Source organism: Pyramidobacter sp. CG50-2 (assembly GCF_003612005.1).
Lineage (GTDB): Bacteria > Synergistota > Synergistia > Synergistales > Dethiosulfovibrionaceae > Pyramidobacter.
In genome coordinates this window covers 12,811-29,644 of the sequence record NZ_RAWT01000035.1, presented here as the reverse complement: position 1 = coordinate 29,644, position 16,834 = coordinate 12,811, and the positions used below count along the sequence as shown (strand labels likewise).

Genomic DNA, 16,834 nt, shown 5'->3' with positions numbered 1-16,834 from the left:
AATGCAAGCTTCTTTTAATTCAGATTTAATGCAACGGGGTACCGGATGTTGCGTTGCATTTACCTTGAAGAATTTCAAAATTGGTTCGCCGTGAAGAAAACTTGATGTTACTGCGGTTTTGTGAGCGCAAATCTGGTAAAATGTTCCTGGTATTGTCGGTCGCCGTTTTTGTCCGGCGCAAAATTTCAACGCGCATGAAAAGGCGCGGCGAAGGAGGAGTGCCTGATGAGAAGTTACGGGCTGGGGCTTGGCTTCGTCGCCATCTGGGCGGCGACTTATGCGGTGCAGAATCAGGATATTCTGGCGGTGCGCTTTTTGGCCTGGGACTTCGCGCTGCCTCAGGGACTCTGGGAGGTCTTTTTGTTTTTCTTCGGCATCGTCGTGATGTGGCTGATCTCGCTGGCCGCTTCATGGGAAGGCCGGTTCCGCAGCCGTCGTGAGATCGAGCGCGCCCGCCGCCGCATCGCCGCGCTGGAGAAGGAGCGCGGCGCGCTGCTGGCGGCGATGAAGGCCGCCGGCGCGTCTCAGGAAGAGATCACTTTCATCGAAAACGGCACGTCGCTGTAAATCAAAAAACGGCCGCCGCCGGGGTCGCCGGCGGCTTCGTCGAGGAAGGACTGTTTGCGTTGATCCCTGTGTGTTCGTTCAATGATTTGGATATTTACCAGCCCGGCGAGAAGACCCGCGATCTCGCCCGCCGGCTGGAATGTTCCGAGCTGGCCGCCGCGGTGCTGGACAGCCGAGCGGCGGGCGAGGAACAATTCCGGCAGCTGCTGAACGTCCCCGATCTTCGCCGGCAGTTGGACGAGCTTTTTCTCGGACGCGCGGCCTCGGCGGCGCGGGAGCTGTGGCTGAAGGCGGTGCCCGGAAAAAGAGTTTTCGTTTACGGAGACTACGACGTGGACGGCGTCTCGTCCACGGTGATCGCGCTTGAACTGGCGCAGCAGAGCGGCGCGTCCGAGGCGGTCTATTACATCCCCGACCGCCGTTCCGAAGGTTACGGCCTGCATCCTGCGAGCATGCGCCGCATCATCGCCGACGGTTTCGACACGCTGATCGTGACGGACTGCGGTTCGAAGGACGTGGAAGCCGTAGAGATGGCGCGCACCGCCGGGATGAACGTGTTGATCTTCGACCACCATGCCGTGGAAGGCGACATCGTCCGGCTCGAATCATTGGTCAATCCCCAGATGGACGGCGACGCCGAAGCCAAACGGCTTTGCGCGACAGCCGTTTTGTGGTGTTGGGCCTGGCAGGCGCATATTTTGCCCGAAAGCCACCTGGCCGGCATGCTTCAGCTGGCCGCGCTGGCTACGGTGTCCGACTGCATGCCGCTGGGGCCGCTGAACCGCTCGCTGACGCGCGAAGGCATCAAGATGATGCGCCGCGCTCCGCGCCGCGGGCTGCGCGAACTGCTCCGCTCCCTGTGCCCGAACGAACCCGACTCGATGATCGACGAAAATCGTCTGTCCATGAAGGTGATCCCCTGCCTCAACGCCGCCGGGCGCGTGCAGGTGGCTGACGTCGCGGTCAACGTGCTCTCCGGATTGGGAACGCCGCTGGAACTGCAGCGCAGCGTCGATCAGCTGCTGGATCTCAACCGCCGCCGCCGCGATATTTCCGCGGCGATCTGCTCGAGCATCAACGCCGGTCTGGAGCAGGGCGAGCGGTCGCAGGTCCTGTTCAACGGCAGCTGGCCGGTGGGGATCTTGAGCGCGATCGCCAGCCGTCTGTGCAGCGAACACAACAAGGCCTTCGCGCTGGCCGCGCCGTCGGGCGGCGGCATCCGCGGCACCCTGCGCGTGCCCAGCGGCGCCAACGCGGTGGAACTGCTGAAAAGCCTCGACGATCTGCTCGACGCCTGGGGCGGGCACAAAAGCGCCGCGGGATTCTCCGTCGATCAGCTCAAATGGCCCCGCCTGGAGCGGGAGCTGAACAGTCTGCTTCAGAATATCAAAGTTGAAAAAACGCCCGAAGAGGTGATCGAGTTCGAACCCGATCGGATCACCGGCGCGGCATGGGACGAGGTGCAGCGCATCGGGCCCTTTGGCAACGGCAACCCTCTGCCGGCCTTTTTCGTGCCGCTGGATTCCCGCACGACATATGCGCCGTTGGGCAAGCGCGGCCTGCATACCCGCGTGCTTTTTGGCGGCAACGCGCTGATCGCCTTCAACGGCGCCGAGCAGATCGAACGCACGGAAGGTATCCGTGGTTGGCTCTACCGTCCCCGTCCGAATCTCTGGCAGGGGCGCGTCAGCCTGCAGTACATCGTTGAAGGCATTGTCGTGGCCTGATCTCATGAGAAAGCAGCGGAAGCGCCCGCCGGCGTTTCGCGGGGAAAAATAAAAGCGCGAGGGAGTGAGGAGCATGGCGTTGACGGAAGATACGGTTGCCGCCGCGGCCGCGCGCAACCGGAAAAAGAATACGGAAGAGCTCGGCGCGCCCGTCGCGCAGGGAGGCGCGGAAGCGCCGCGCCGTCCCGAGACGGAAACTTTCAAGTTCGCCGTTTCCCGCGTCAATCCCTTGGCTTCCGCTGGCAAAGGGATCGGCACTGCCGTTGCGGCGCGGGAAGATCCCGGTGCGGCGCTCAAAAAAGAGCTGAATATGCTGCGCGACAGTTACATGGGACGCCTGCCGGTGCCTCAGCGTTCAGTGACCGTCAGCTTCGCCTGGCAGGAACTGTGGGGCAAGGCGTCGCGCTACCTGTCGCATGACGATCTCAAGCAGCTCGGCGAGGCGTTGGTGTTTGCCGCGCAGGCACACGGCGATCAGATGCGCGCCTCCGGCGAGCCCTACGTCATTCACCCTGTGTACGTCACGTCCATCCTCGCCGACATGCGCATGGACCTGCCGACATTGCAGGCCGGCCTGCTGCACGACGTGCTTGAAGACACGCCCGTGACCGCCGACGAGATGAAAAATCGTTTTGGACCGACCGTGGAGATGCTCGTGGACGGCGTCACCAAGCTGGGCAAGCTGCCGTTCAAGACCTTCGAGGACTATCAGGCGGAAAACCTGCGCAAGATGTTCCTCGTTATGGCCAAGGACATCCGCGTCGTCCTCATCAAGCTGGCCGACCGCACGCACAACATGCGCAGCCTCGGCGCTCTGCGCCGCGACAAACAGCAGCGCATCGCCAAGGAGACGCTGGAGATCTACGCGCCGCTGGCGCACCGGCTCGGCATCTATCAGGTCAAGCGCACGCTCGAGGATCTTGCCTTCAAGTATTATGATCCGACCATGTATTACGACATCAAGCGGCGCGTCAAAAAACGCCTGCCGGAGCGCGAAGCCATCGTCAACCAAGCCATGGAGACCCTGGGCGAACGGCTCAAGAGCATGAGCATCGAGGCTCACATCAAGGGGCGGGCCAAACACTTCTACAGCATCTTCGAGAAGATGAACCGCAAGAAACTGTCGGTGGAGCAACTTTACGATCTTCTGGCTCTGAGAGTTATCGTGAACGACGTGACGACCTGCTACACCGTCCTCGGCATCGTCCACACGCTGTGGAAACCGATCCCCGGACAGTTTGACGATTACATCGCCAACCCCAAGAACAACATGTACCGTTCCCTCCACACCACGGTCATGGGGCCGCAGGGCGAGCCGCTGGAAGTGCAGATCCGCACGTGGGAGATGCACTGGCTGGCCGAGTACGGCGTGGCCGCTCACTGGCGCTATAAGGAAGGTCAGGGGCACATCGACGAGCTGGATCAGAAGCTCGAATGGATCCGCAAGACCCTCGAGAACGGGCCGGAGACCAACAGCCAGGAGTTTATGGAACGCCTGCGCGACGATGTGCTGACGTCGGACGTGTTCGTCTTCACGCCCGAGGGCGACGTGAAGAGCCTGCCCCGCGGCAGCTGTCCCGTGGACTTCGCTTATGCCGTGCACAGCCGCATCGGCGAACAGTACGTGGGCGCCATGGTCAACAACCGCATCGTCGCCGCCGACTACGTACTGCACAACGGCGACATCGTCAAGATCATGACTTCGCCGCAGGGAAAGCCTTCGCGCGACTGGGCCAATTTCGTCAAGAGCAGCAAGGCGAAAAGCCGTATCCGCAGCTACTTCAAGCGCCTCGATTCGCAGGAGAAAAACGAGAACATCCAGCGCGGCCGCGAACTGCTGGAGCGGGAATTGAAGACGCGCCTCGGCGAGAATTTCAAACCCGTGGACGAAGTCATCCCCTGCATCAGCCGCATCGCTCACGACGTAAGCTGCAATAACGCCGACGACGTACTGGCGGCGATCGGTTCCGGCGCGATTGGGCCGGCGGGCATCGCCCAGAGAGTCTGCGTGGCGCTGAACACGCCCGTCTCCGAGGCGATACCGCAGGTCCCGGAAGCGGTGGGGCAGAAGCCTCACAGCTTCGCTCAAAAAGGGGCCGACGTGATCGTCGAAGGCGCATCCGGTATCGTTGTGACGCTGGCTCACTGCTGTCAGCCTGTGCCCGGCGACGCCATCGTGGGATTTTCCACGAAGGTGCGCGGCATCATGGTCCATCGCGAAAATTGCCCGCGCCTCGAAAAAGCCGCGCCCGAGCGCCTGATCCCCGTCACATGGGGCAACACCGACCGGAAAAAGTACGACGCGCGCATCATCATCGACGCGCTCGACCGCCCCGGACTTTTCGGCGACATCGCCCAGGTCTGCGGCAACGGCGGCATCAACATCACGTCGGTGATGGCCAGCCAGATGGGCAGCGGCAATTCTCGCATGAAAATGGATATCGCCGTGCAGGATCTGGAACAGCTGTATTCCATCATCGCGCGGCTGAACGGCATCCGCGACGTGATCGACGTATACAGGGGGTAGAACATGAGAGCTGTGGTGCAGAGGGTGACCTCGTCCTCCGTCGATTCCGAAGGCGCTCGCGTCGGCGCCATCGGCAGAGGCTTCTGCGTGCTGCTGGGCGTGACGCACGGCGACACCGAAGCCGACGCCCGCTGGCTGGCCGACAAAATTGCGGGACTGCGCGTGTTCGAAGACGAAAACGGCAAATTGAATCGATCGCTGGCCGACGTGGGCGGAGCGATGCTGATCGTTTCCCAGTTTACGCTGTACGGCGACTGCCGCCGCGGCCGCCGCCCGTCCTTTTCGGAGGCGGCGCGGCCCGAGCAGGCCGACGCGCTTTACGAGAAATTCGTCGCCTGCGTCCGCTCTCGGGGCATTCCCGCCGAGACGGGCGTGTTTCAGACCATGATGACGGTGAATATCGTCAACGACGGACCCGTCACGCTGATTATCGATACTCCGGAGAGAGAGAAAGAGTCATGAATTACAAACGCATTCCTCTTGGCCCGCTGTGGACCAATTCCTACGTGATCGACGACGGCCGCGGCACGGCTTTCTGCATCGACGCCGGCGGCGATCCCGCCGACGTGTTGGGTTACCTGCGCAACGAGCGGCTGAAGCTGGCGGCGATCGTCCTGACCCACGGCCACATGGATCACATCCTTGGCTGCGCGGCGCTGAAGGAAGCGACCGGCGCCGCGTTGTACGTGCCGGCGGACGACGAACCGCTGCTCGCGGATCCCAACCGGAATCTGGCCAGCGAGTTCGGCTGCGAGATCGAAGCGGTGCAGCCCGACCGCCTTGTGCGCGACGGCGACGTTTTTTCCGTCGGCGGTATCTCGCTGACGGCGCTGCACACGCCGGGGCACACAAAAGGCAGCACCTGCTACATCGCCGAGCAGGGCGGGGAAAAACTGCTCGTTTCCGGCGACACGCTTTTTGCCCGCAGCATCGGCCGCACCGATCTGAGCGGCGGCGACAGCGAGGCCATGTCCCGCTCGCTGGCCCGTCTCAACGCCATTGCAGGCGACATGCCCGTGCTTCCCGGCCATGGGCCCGAGACGACGCTCCAGAAAGAGCGCGAGTGGAACCCCTTTTTGAAGGGCTGAACCGATGGCACTCGAGATGAACGCCAGCGAACGTCCGCGCGAACGGCTCGTGGCCCGCGGCCCCGAAGCGCTGAAGACGGAGGAACTGCTGGCGATCCTTTTCGGTACGGGACGCGAGGGCTGCAACGTGATCGAAATGTCACGGGAGTTGCTGAACAAATACGGCTCGCTGAAAAATCTGTCCCGCGCTCACGCCTTGGAACTGGCGGGGCGAAGCCGCCCCTGCGACAGCGTCAAAGGAGTCGGCCTCGCCAAGGCGGTGACGCTGCTGGCGGCGCTTGAACTGGGGCGGCGGGCAGCGGACGAAGAGGAGCGCCGCGACGACCTGAAAAGCCGTCTTGAATTTTGGGCCCGGCAGCTGTCGGCGGACGAACGCGAATTCATCATCGCCATCTATCTGGATCGTAAAGACGTTCCTATCGCGGACGAACGTCTCTCGTACGGCGGCGTCGACGGCGCGGTGCTGGACGCCCCCTATCTGATGCGCCGCGCCGTGCGGCTGAACTGCGCGGCGCTGGCGCTTGTGCATAACCATCCCGACGGCGGCCTGACGCCGAGCGACGACGATCTTTTTCTGTCGCGCTCGGTGGCAAAAATGCTTCAGGTGCTTCAGATCGGTTATTATGGACATTACATTGCCGGCGGCGGCGGGATCCGCCGCATTCCTGGCGACGGCAGCACGGGCAAAGACGTGGTGTTGAATGCTGCCGCGGTAAAACAGTGAAATCGTTCTTTTCCGCGCGGAAAAAGAACTGTTGAGGAGGAACAATCGTGGCTCTTTTCGGAAGATCCGGCGGCGTTGGCGTAGGCGTCGATCTTGGCACCGCCAATGTGGTCGTTTTTCAGAGCGACCGGGGAATCGTTTTCGACGAACCTTCCTGCGTGGCGGTGCGCAAACTGCCGCGCGGCGGCGGCGTGGAAGTGATCGCTTACGGCCGCGAGGCGAAGGCGATGATCGGCAAAACGCCTATGGGCGTCTCGGTGATCCGGCCGTTGCGCGACGGCGTCATCGCCAATTTCGACATGACCGAGGCCGTGCTGCGCCATTTTATCTCCAAAGCCTGCGCGGCCGGACATTTTTCCAATCCGCAAGTCGTCGTTTCCGTGCCCGCGCGGGTCACCGAGGTCGAACGCCGCGCGGTCGTCGACGCCGCTCTGGGCGCCGGCGCGCGCGAAGCGTACATTCTCGACGAGCCGCTGGCGGCGGCGCTCGGCGCCGGGCTGCCGATCAACGCGCCGGAGGGCAGCATGGTGCTCGACATCGGTTCCGGCACCAGCGAAGTGGCCGTCATTTCCTTGGGCGGCCTGGTGGTGAGCAATTCGCTGCGCATCGCCGGCGACAGCATGGACGAGGCGATCATCGGGCTGTTCCGGCAGAAGCACGCGCTGCTGATCGGCGAAAGCACGGCCGAAAACGTAAAAAACGAGATCGGTTCGGTGCTGCCGCTCAAGGAAGAGCTTGAGATGGAAGTGAAAGGGCGGGACCTGGCCGACGGCCTGCCCAAGGTGAGCCGCGTCAGTTCGGTGGAAGTCCGCGAGGTGCTGCTGCCGATCGTCTCCCGCATCGAGGACATGGTGAAAGTGGCTCTCGAACAGACGCCGCCGGAGCTCTCCCGCGACATCGTAGACAACGGCATCGTGTTGACCGGAGGCGCTTCGCAGCTGCGCGGCCTGCCGGAAAAACTGACGCGGGTGCTGAACGCTCCCGTGATCCTTTCCGAGGAGCCTATTCACGCGGTCGCCAACGGCGTGGGACTGACGCTGCAGAATTTGGGAGAAATGAAAAGGATCCTCACGACCGTCCACAAGAGCCAGCTCTAACGAGTCCCGATCATGGCAGAGCGCTGGAACTTTGAACGGGAGTTGGTTATCGGCCTGATCTGTGTCGTCGCCTGCGTGTTTCTCGCCTTGGGAGCGACTGGAAGCGGGCGGACGCGCCATGTCATGGATGTAACCGCATCGGTGCTGGCCCCGCTTGAGAAACCGGCCGTTTTTGTGATCGATCGCGTCGAGCGATTCCGTCGTTGGACCACGGAACGTCGGGATCTGCTGATGGAGCTGGAGGAGCTGCGCGAAGAGAATCGCGCGCTGCGTCTGCAATCGGGAGAGAAAATCTCGGCGGAGTTTAAGCGGCGTGCCCGTCCCGGCAATCGTTTCCCGATCATTTTTCGCGACCCCAGTATGTGGTGGGAAGAACTACGCATCGGCACCGGCGACGAGAGGTATGATCCCGGTTGCGCCGTGCTCGACGGCTCCGATCTGGTCGGCGTGATCACCTCGCAGAGCGGCGGTAGCGCCTGGGTACGTTTGGTCACCAGCGCCGGCTTTTACGTTCCCGTGGTCGTGGAAGAGACGCGCGAGATCGGCGTCGTCACGGGGGACAACGAAGGCGGCGTATGGGTCAGATATCTGCCTTCCGACGGCGATTACAAGCCGGGAATGAAGATCCTGACCGTTTTGGGCAGCCGGCTGCCGGTCGGACTGCCGGTAGGCGAGCTGACTTCGGAACGACGGACGGTGACCGCGGGCGTCGATGAGTTCCGCGTCAAGACAGGCGCCGATCTGTTCAGACTCCAATACGTGTCCGTGCTGGGAGGTTTGCAGCCATGAAAAATTTTCTGGCGCTGATTTTCGGCTGGTACGCTCAGGACATTGTGCAGATCATGATGACTCAGACCTTTCTGGCGCCGGAAATCTATCTGATGATGCTGATCTGGTGCGTGACCCGGGAGAAGCAGCCGAGCGTGCCTTGGCGATGGTTCGCCGCGGCGCTGTGTGGCGGCCTGCTGATGGACCTGCGCTGGATCGGAGTACCGGGGCTGTATGGCGCTCTTTATACGGCGGCGGTTCTGGCTGCGCATTGGGCATGGTTCCAGATTCCCGCGGCCAACCGCCGAACGCTGCCCTATGTGGTCATCACGACATTGCTCTGCGCCGTGATGACGCTGTCGCGACTGCTCTTTTGGGATGCCGGCGTCCTGGCCGGTCGGATCGGGCTCGTCATCGGCGTGCAATGGATCGCGAACGCCGCGGTGCTGATCTTTTTGGCGCTCGTGAGGTCTCGCCTTCATGACGAAAAATCTTTCTGAACAACCGACCCAGCGCCTGCTGTCTGACACGCGCTTGAATTTCTGGCGTGCCGTCGTGGCCGGATCCTTTGTGGTTTTGGCGGTCGCGCTGGCGCTTTTTCAGGTGCTCTGGTCCGACCGCTACGTAGGGCTGGCGCTGAAGAACCGCCTTCGGCTGATCCGCATGCCGCCGGCTCGCGGGCAGATCTATGACCGCAAGGGACTGCCGCTGGCTCTGAACGTGATGACGTTCGATATCATGGGCTATCCGCTGGACCTGCAGCGCGACGAGGTCAAACAAAAACTGCTTGGCGCTTTACAGCGTGCCCGCCTGCCTCACGATCCGGAGAAGCTCGAACAGCGCGTCAAAAATCTTTACTGGGCTCCGTATCGGGCTATTTCGCTGGTCTCGAATCTGACGCTGCTGCAGATGACCAGCCTGATGGAAGATCCTGAATTTCCCGAAGTGCTGTTCCCGCTGCCGGTGTGGCGCCGCACTTATCCCGCCGGTCCCTTGGCGTCCCACGTGGTGGGATACGTGGGCGAAATTTCCGAACAGGAGCTGCGCAGCGTTGAAACTGATGAAAACAAAAGCTACATCGGCGGCGACGTGATCGGTAAATCCGGCGTAGAGAAATATTATGAAGACGTTTTGCGCGGCTCCATCGGCGAACGGGCGGTAGAAGTGGACGCCCGCGGCCGTCAGCGCCGCACGCTGAATGAAACGATGCCGGGCATCGGACAGGATCTGACGCTGACGATCGATCTGAGCGCACAGAGTTATGCCTCGGATCTCATGAAGGATTACAATGGCGTGATGGTGGCTCTCGACGTGAACAACGGCGAAGTGATCGTGATGTGGTCGAATCCTTCTTATGATCCGAATCCGCTGGCTTGGGGGGTGTCCGGGACTGAATGGGCCGGCCTGAATCTCGACAGCTCCCGCCCCTTGTTGAATCGGGCCATCAGCGGGCAGTACTCGCCCGGTTCCATATTTAAAGCGGTGACCGGCTACGCGGCGCTTGAATCCGGTGTGGTAGACAAAAACACGTCGGTTCACTGCTCCGGAGTTTTTCGCCTGGGGGGGAATTTGTATCATTGCTGGCGGCGCGGCGGACACGGTCGGGAGACTTTCGTGCGGGCGCTGCGCGATTCGTGCGACGTCTATTTTTACGAGACCAGCCAGATGGTCGGCGTGAAAAGGTATGATGACGTGGGAGAACGCTTTGCTCTCGGCCGCCCGCTGGGCATCGATCTTCCCGGCGAAGCCGCGGGCATCCTGCCGGGGCCCGAGTGGAAGAAAAAAACGATGCGCCAGAGCTGGTTCAAGGGCGATTCGGTCAACATGTCGATCGGGCAGGGCTTTGTGCTGCTCACGCCGCTGCAGATGGCCAGCGTCTACGCGACTATCGCCAACGGCGGCGTTTTCTATCGTCCGCACGTGTTGAAAACGGCGGAAGTAGAGGGACAACCTACCGGGCTTCGTCCGGAGTATCTGCAACTGGTCAAAGCCGGGCTGCGGGCGGTGGTTGCCAAAGGCGGCACCGGTCATCGCGCCGCAGTGTCCGGTGTGGAAATTGCGGGCAAAACCGGTACGGTCCAGCACGATCACGGCAAGGATCACGCCGTGTTTGCCGGTTACGCACCGGCGTCAAAGCCTCGTTATGCCGTCGTCTGCTTCATCGAAGGCGGCGAGAGCGGCGGCCGCGTGGCCGGCCCTTTGGTTGGGCAGCTGCTGAGCTTTTTGCTGAATGAAAATGGCAGTGCGAAAGAAAAATAATACTTTCTTGATAAAAGCGTTAACATGGTTCGCCGGGCGTCGCAACGGAGTTCTTCAGTCGCTCGGGAACGTTTCGACTGCTGCGCCGCTGGCGTTGTGGATCTCCCTTGCAGCGCTCTTGAGTTCGCCCTTTATTAAAGAAATAGTATGAATCCGTATTTCAGTGAAAGGAATGGGGAAAAATAGATGGAACTTGCCTCACAGAAGAAGGAAATCAGCTTCAAAGGACGCGGCACATCGGTGTGCGTGGCCTTCGAAGGCGCGATCCTGCCGGGCATTTCGGACGTGCTGCGAGAGCTGCGCGATGCCGGGAGCATGGTGACCGGCCATCAGATCGTCTTTGATTTCAAGAAACTTCAGGTGCCAAGAAACTGGCTGCTTGATCTGCTGCGCGACGTGATTTTCCCGATGAATCTTTCCGTCTCGCTGTGGAACGCTGAAGAGCCGTCGACGAAAGAAAATCTGGCGTCGCTGGGATTTAAAGTCGATGGTTCGGAACGTCCCATGGTGACGCAGGGGACTCTCAAGATCGTCTCGATCCCTCTGCGCGGCGGGCAGGCGCTGCAGCATGACGGCGATGTGCTGATGCTGGGCGACCTGCATCACGGCGCCGAGATCAATGCCACCGGCTCGATCATCGTTCTTGGCGCCATCCAGGGGCAAGTGCATGCCGGCTGTAACGGCGATAACAGCGCTTCGGTGATCACGCTGAGCTACCAGACCAATCAGCTGCGTATCGGTTCCATGATCAGCAACGCCATGGAGCCTGGCGCTTCGCCCTGGTGGGGCAAGCCCGTGCGAATTGTCGTGGAGGGCGGTGTCTTTGTAGCCAGCGATATCTCTTGGGAAAAGTAGAAAGGCAGTCCTGATGAGCAGAAAAGACAGACAGAAGAAGCAGAATAAGTTGGAAAAGAGGCAGGCTTTGATCGCCGCGGCAAGAAAGAATCAAACCGTGACACGGCCTGCGGAGAACGAAAAGCAATCGGAACTTTCCGGAACGGCGCGGCTCGCGAACGAGGCGGGGCAGTCGATCGTTTCCTTTGCTGAGGAAAACGTAAAGGAAGCACGGCAGCCCGACGTCCCCAAAGCGGCGCCCGCCGAAAAGAAACCGGAACAGCCCGACGTCTTCGGAGCGTCACGATCTGCAGCGGAGACAAGGGAAAATGCGGCATTGACGGAAAGAACTCAAAGGAGGAGATCCCCCATGGCGGGACGCGTGATCGTAGTGACCTCAGGAAAAGGCGGCGTCGGCAAGACGACGACGACGGCCAACATCTCCATGGCTTTGGCGAAGCTGGGCAAGAAAGTCGTGGTCGTCGACGGCGATACGGGACTTCGTAACCTCGACATCATCCTCGGATTGGAAAACCGCATCGTCTATACGCTGGTCGACGTCGTCGAAGGCAGCTGTGAACTGAAAAAGGCCCTGATCCGCGACAAGCGCGTCGATGGACTCTATCTGCTGCCCACGGCTCAGACCCGTCAGAAGGACTGCGTCAGCGAAGAGCAGATGAAAGCCCTCAGCGACGAGCTGAAGAAGGACTTCGATTTTGTCCTCTTCGACTGCCCCGCCGGTATCGAGTCTGGTTTCAAGAACGCTTCCGCCGGCGCCTCCGAAGCCCTGGTGGTGACTACGCCCGACGTGGCTCCCGTGCGCGACGCCGATCGTATCATCGGCATGCTCGAGGCTCAGGGCAAGGAGCAGATCCATCTGATTATCAACCGCCTGGTGCCGAAGATGATGCGCAAAGGCGACATGCTCGGCGTCAGCGACGTGCTCGACATCCTTTCCGTCCCCCTGATCGGCGTGGTGCCCGAGGACGATCTGGTGCTGCGCTCGTCCAACAACGGGGAGCCTCTGACGCTTTCGCCCAACTCTCCGGCGGCCACGGCTTTCACCAATATCGCGCGCCGTCTTTTGGACGAAGAAGTTCCTTTCCTCGACGTGGAGAACATGGACAAAGGATTCCTTGCCAGTCTCCGCCATTTCTTTGGCCGTAAGTAGGTGACCGCGATGGCATCGATGACTGATTTTCTGAACCGGATCTTCAAAAGGACCAAATCCAAGGACAACGCCAAAAAGCGCCTGCAGATCGTGCTCATGCACGACCGCAAGGATATTTCTCCCGAGGTCATGGCGGCGATCCGCGAGGACATTCTCAAAGTGATCAGCAAGTACATGGACGTTGACAACACAGGCATCGACATCGACCTGAACGATGACGAGAACATGGTGGCGCTCGAAGTTTCCGTGCCGGTGAAGGGCATGAAGCGGGCCTCTTCGGCCATAGGCAGGGTGGCCGATAAAAACAACGCGTGATGAACGATCGTGGTTCCTGGCGGGATACGCTGCGTGCGCTGGATTATCCGTTGCTGATCGCCGTCTTCCTGATGTACCTGACGGGCGTAGCGACGATTTACAGCGCCGGCGGCGGCCCCGCGGGGCTGGGTCGGTTTTATGCCGGTCGTCAGCTGATCTGGGGCGTCGCGGCGCTCGTGATGCTGGCGGTCGTGCTGCGACTGGATTATGAGTTTTTCCTCGACGCGTCCTACTGGCTCTACGGCGGCTGCTGTCTGATGCTGGTGCTGCTGTTTGTGATGGGACATCGGGCCAAGGGCGCTCAGTCGTGGATCAACTTGGGATTCTTCAAGGTCCAGCCGGCGGAATTCGTCAAATTGGGATTGGCCTTTGTGATGGCGCATCATGTGACGCTTTTTCCGCCGTACAATTTGAAAAATTTCGCCGGCGCGCTGGCGCTCGGAGGCGTTTCCGCGCTGCTGGTGCTCGTGCAGCCCGATCTCGGCAGCACGCTGGTCTACGGCGTGATGATCTTCGTGGCGCTGCTGGTGGCGGGCGCTCCGAAGCGCTATCTGCTCTCGCTGATGGGCGGCGCGGCGGCGCTGCTGCCGTTGGGCTGGATGTTGCTCAGAGAGTATCAGAAAAAACGCATCCTCGTGTTCATCAATCCGGAGCTGGATCCTCTCGGCGCCGGATACAACGTGATCCAGTCGCGAATCGCCGTGGGCTCGGGGCGCTTTTTCGGCAAGGGGTTCATGCAGGGGGCTCAAAGCAAGTTGCGTTTTTTACCCGAACCGCACACCGATTTCATCTTCAGCGTTTTCGCCGAGGAGTTCGGGCTGGTGGGCGGGCTTTTTGTGTTGGCGCTGCTGTCGTTCATCCTCTGGCGCATGATCCGCATCGCCCTGAGGGCGCGCAGCGTGACGGTCAAGGTCCTTGTGGCGTCGCTGTCGGCGTCGTTGTGGTTTCACAGCTTTGAATCCATCGGCATGAGCATGGGGCTGTTGCCCGTGACGGGGCTGCCCCTGCCGCTGATGAGCTACGGCGGCAGTTCGCTGCTGGCGACGGTGCTGGCGATCGGCGTAACGGTGAAGCTGGGTGCTCGAAGCGAGATCAGCCGCCGTGAAAACTCGGTGCCGGATTCGCGGACGCCGTATTCGGTGCGTCGTTCCTGACGCGCTTATGAGCTTGCGATTGAGGGCGCGGCGATTTTTTTCGCCGCCGCGCCGTGAGCTTCTTTACTCGATTGAGGATGATTGATTTTGCGATTTGAAGAATTTGACGATCCGCGCTGGCCATTGATCGCCGGGGCGAAATGGCCGTCGCGGTACGCCTGCTCCGAATGGGGGCGCACGAAGCCGAAGGAAAACGCCGATTTTCGCCTGTGCTTCTGTTTCCCCGACGTGTACGAGGTGGGCATGAGCTATCTCGGATTTCAGCTGCTCTATCCCCGTACGAAAAACATGGACGGCGTCGACGCGGAACGCGCCTACTGTCCGTGGATCGACATGGAGCAGTCGCTGCGCGAAGCGCGGCTGCCTCTGGGGTCGGTGGAGTCGGGGCGGGCGCTGAAAGATTTCGACGGGCTGGGCTTTACGCTCCAGCACGAAATGAGCTTTACGAACATCCTCACCATGCTCGATCTGGGCGGCGTGCCGCTGCTGGCATCCCGCCGGGCGGACGGCGATCCGATCGTCATGGCCGGCGGACCGGCGGCGCTGGTGCCGGAGCCTTTGGCGGATTTCATCGACATTTTCTGCCTCGGCGACGGCGAAGTCGTCAATCCGCCGCTGTTCGAGCTGCTGAAAAAGACGAAAGGACGGCCGCGGATCGAGCGGTTGCGCGCCGCGGCCGAATTGGACGGCACGTATGTGCCGGCGCTGGTGTCGTGTACTTACGACGAGGCGGGGACGCACTTCGCCTCGGAGTTTCCGTTGCCGCGGAAGCGCCTGATCTGCCGTGACATGGACGCGATCGCGCCGCGGGACATGATCGTTCCCGCGTCGGGCATCATCCATGACCGCGTGGCGGTGGAACTGTTCCGCGGCTGTTCGCGCGGCTGCCGTTTCTGTCAGGCGGGCATGATCTACCGGCCCATCCGCGAGCGCAGCCCGCAGGTCGTCGACGAGTGCATCCGCACGCTGATCCGTCAGACGGGTTGGGAAGAGTGCAGTCTGGTCTCGCTGGCCAGCTGCGATTATCCGCAGATTGGAACGCTGCTCCAGTCGCTGACGGACCTTCACGACGATGGCATCAAGGTCAGCCTGCCGAGTTTGCGCGTCGATAATTTTTCCGTCGGCCTGGCGGCCGGGCTGGAAGCGATGAAGAAGGGCGGCCTGACGCTGGCCCCCGAGGCCGGTTCGCAGCGCATGCGCGACGTGATCAACAAGGGCGTGACCGAAGCCGATCTCGACGCGGCGCTGAACGCGGCGTTCGAGCACGGCTGGCAGAAGATCAAGCTCTACTTCATGATGGGGCTGCCGACGGAGACCGACGACGATCTGCGGGGCATCGTCGAACTGTCCGAGCGCGCCGCGTCGATCGGCCGGCGCTACAGCAAGCGTGCGGCGATCAACGTGTCCGTGGCCGGCTTCGTGCCGAAGGGACACACGCCGTTCCAGTGGGTGGCGCAGAACACGCGCGAGGAACTGGCGCGCAAGGGCGCTTTCATGAAGAAACAGATCAGGTCGCGGGCGATCAGCTTCAAATATCACGAGTCGGAACAGTCTTTCATCGAGGGCGTGCTGGCCCGCGGCGACCGCCGCGTCGGCCGCGCGATCCTCGAAGCGTGGCGGCTGGGTGAGCGCTTCGACAGCTGGAGCGAGACGTTCAGTCTCGAACGCTGGATGGAAGCGTTCGCCCGGGCCGGCGTCGATCCGGCGTGGTACGCCCAGCGTACGCGCGCCGAAGACGAGGCGTTCCCGTGGGACCATATCGACACCGGCGTATCCAAATCGTTTTTGCTGCGCGAATACCGCCGCGCGCGGGAAGCGAAGGTTACCCGCGACTGCCGGTCTTTCGGCTGCAACGCCTGCGGCTGGGAGCGGCGCGGCTGCGAGTGGAGCGCGGCGAACGCATGAGCCGCCTCCGCATGATCTTCGAGAAGCGGGACTTCGCCTGCTTCGTGCGCCACGTGGAACTGCCGCAGCTTTTCGGGCGTATCGCCCGCCGCGCCGGACTGAAAGTCGCCCTGACGCAGGGCATGTCGCCCCATCCGCACATCGTCATGGGACCGGCGCTGCCGGTGGGCGTGATTTCGCTCTGCGAAGCGGCGGAGATCTGGTTCGATGAGAACGTCCCGCCCGAGGAAGCGCTGGAAAAAATGAACGCCCAGGCGCCGACGGGGTTCCGTTTCCTCAGGGCCGCCCGCATCGCGCCCGACGCTATGTCGCTGAACAAGTGTTTTGACGCCGCTTCGTACTGGCTCTGCCCGCGCGATATGGACAAGCTGGCGGCGGTGAAGAGCGTCCTCTCGGAGGAGTTCGGCGCGGAGACGCTGCTGGCGCTGCGCGAATGCGGCGACGGTCTTGAGCTGGTCATGCACGATCCGTCGCAGACCGGTCCCGGCGCGCTCGTCAAGGCGCTGATCGCCCGCGAAGCGATCTCCGGCTGGCCGGAGGTTTGTATCGCCCGGCTCCGTCTGGGACGCTGGCGCGCCGACAAGGGCGAGATCGCGCCGCTGCTGTAGACGACGGGAAACAAGGGCTGCCGCGAAGAAACGGGAAAAATCCGACGGCGCCCGTTGTCTCGAGCGATTTTTCGATAGAAATCAAATGTT

The 16,834-nt window shown here is 61.7% G+C and carries 16 protein-coding genes; all 16 read left to right on the top strand.

Features of this window, described 5'->3' with window-relative positions; all coding sequences use genetic code 11:
• The first annotated feature begins 225 nt into the window (after nucleotides 1-225).
• The 16 genes from D7D26_RS08205 to D7D26_RS08130 all read left to right on the top strand — a co-directional run bounded on the left by D7D26_RS08205 (nucleotide 226) and on the right by D7D26_RS08130 (nucleotide 16,744).
• Entirely contained in the window at nucleotides 226-567 is a 342-nt protein-coding gene (locus tag D7D26_RS08205) for a lipopolysaccharide assembly protein LapA domain-containing protein (RefSeq protein ID WP_078015807.1), read from the top strand.
• Between the two features lie 68 nt (nucleotides 568-635).
• Nucleotides 636-2,294, top strand: a complete 1,659-nt coding sequence (locus D7D26_RS08200) for a DHH family phosphoesterase (protein WP_233543507.1) — start codon at nucleotides 636-638, stop codon at nucleotides 2,292-2,294.
• 73 nt (nucleotides 2,295-2,367) lie between these two features.
• Nucleotides 2,368-4,821, top strand: coding sequence for a RelA/SpoT family protein (locus D7D26_RS08195; protein WP_120372718.1), 2,454 nt, complete (start codon nucleotides 2,368-2,370; stop codon nucleotides 4,819-4,821).
• Between the two features lie 3 nt (nucleotides 4,822-4,824).
• On the top strand, nucleotides 4,825-5,283 hold the full coding sequence (dtd, locus tag D7D26_RS08190) for a D-aminoacyl-tRNA deacylase (RefSeq protein WP_078015805.1): 459 nt from the start codon (nucleotides 4,825-4,827) through the stop codon (nucleotides 5,281-5,283).
• Nucleotides 5,280-5,909, top strand: a complete 630-nt coding sequence (locus tag D7D26_RS08185) for an MBL fold metallo-hydrolase (RefSeq protein ID WP_120372717.1) — start codon at nucleotides 5,280-5,282, stop codon at nucleotides 5,907-5,909. The genes dtd and D7D26_RS08185 overlap by 4 nt, the downstream gene beginning before the upstream one ends.
• Before the next feature lie 4 nt (nucleotides 5,910-5,913).
• Entirely contained in the window at nucleotides 5,914-6,633 is a 720-nt protein-coding gene (locus tag D7D26_RS08180; RefSeq protein WP_078015803.1) for a JAB domain-containing protein, read from the top strand.
• A 47-nt stretch (nucleotides 6,634-6,680) separates the two neighbouring features.
• Nucleotides 6,681-7,730 (top strand): rod shape-determining protein, encoded by a 1,050-nt coding sequence (gene mreB, locus D7D26_RS08175; protein ID WP_078015802.1) that lies wholly within the window; start codon nucleotides 6,681-6,683, stop codon nucleotides 7,728-7,730.
• Nucleotides 7,731-7,742: 12 nt separating this feature from the next.
• On the top strand, nucleotides 7,743-8,519 hold the full coding sequence (mreC, locus tag D7D26_RS08170; protein ID WP_120372716.1) for a rod shape-determining protein MreC: 777 nt from the start codon (nucleotides 7,743-7,745) through the stop codon (nucleotides 8,517-8,519).
• On the top strand, nucleotides 8,516-8,998 hold the full coding sequence (locus tag D7D26_RS08165; RefSeq protein ID WP_120372715.1) for a hypothetical protein: 483 nt from the start codon (nucleotides 8,516-8,518) through the stop codon (nucleotides 8,996-8,998). The genes mreC and D7D26_RS08165 overlap by 4 nt, the downstream gene beginning before the upstream one ends.
• Nucleotides 8,979-10,757 (top strand): penicillin-binding protein 2, encoded by a 1,779-nt coding sequence (gene mrdA, locus D7D26_RS08160; RefSeq protein ID WP_120372714.1) that lies wholly within the window; start codon nucleotides 8,979-8,981, stop codon nucleotides 10,755-10,757. The genes D7D26_RS08165 and mrdA overlap by 20 nt, the downstream gene beginning before the upstream one ends.
• A 186-nt stretch (nucleotides 10,758-10,943) precedes the next feature.
• A complete protein-coding gene (locus D7D26_RS08155; protein WP_078015798.1) occupies nucleotides 10,944-11,612 on the top strand; it encodes a septum site-determining protein MinC in 669 nt (222 codons plus the stop codon).
• A gap of 349 nt (nucleotides 11,613-11,961) precedes the next feature.
• Nucleotides 11,962-12,762, top strand: coding sequence for a septum site-determining protein MinD (minD, locus tag D7D26_RS08150; RefSeq protein WP_078015797.1), 801 nt, complete (start codon nucleotides 11,962-11,964; stop codon nucleotides 12,760-12,762).
• 9 nt (nucleotides 12,763-12,771) lie between these two features.
• Complete coding sequence (minE, locus tag D7D26_RS08145; protein ID WP_078015796.1) at nucleotides 12,772-13,077, top strand: cell division topological specificity factor MinE; 306 nt, start codon at nucleotides 12,772-12,774, stop codon at nucleotides 13,075-13,077.
• The gene (rodA, locus tag D7D26_RS08140) at nucleotides 13,077-14,231 is read left to right on the top strand and encodes a rod shape-determining protein RodA (RefSeq protein ID WP_078015795.1); all 1,155 of its coding nucleotides are present in this window, start codon (nucleotides 13,077-13,079) and stop codon (nucleotides 14,229-14,231) included. The genes minE and rodA overlap by 1 nt, the downstream gene beginning before the upstream one ends.
• An 87-nt stretch (nucleotides 14,232-14,318) precedes the next feature.
• The gene (locus D7D26_RS08135) at nucleotides 14,319-16,136 is read left to right on the top strand and encodes a TIGR03960 family B12-binding radical SAM protein (RefSeq protein WP_120372712.1); all 1,818 of its coding nucleotides are present in this window, start codon (nucleotides 14,319-14,321) and stop codon (nucleotides 16,134-16,136) included.
• On the top strand, nucleotides 16,115-16,744 hold the full coding sequence (locus D7D26_RS08130; protein WP_233543506.1) for a TIGR03936 family radical SAM-associated protein: 630 nt from the start codon (nucleotides 16,115-16,117) through the stop codon (nucleotides 16,742-16,744). Before D7D26_RS08135 ends, D7D26_RS08130 begins: the two co-directional genes overlap by 22 nt.
• The last annotated feature ends 90 nt before the right edge of the window (nucleotides 16,745-16,834 follow it).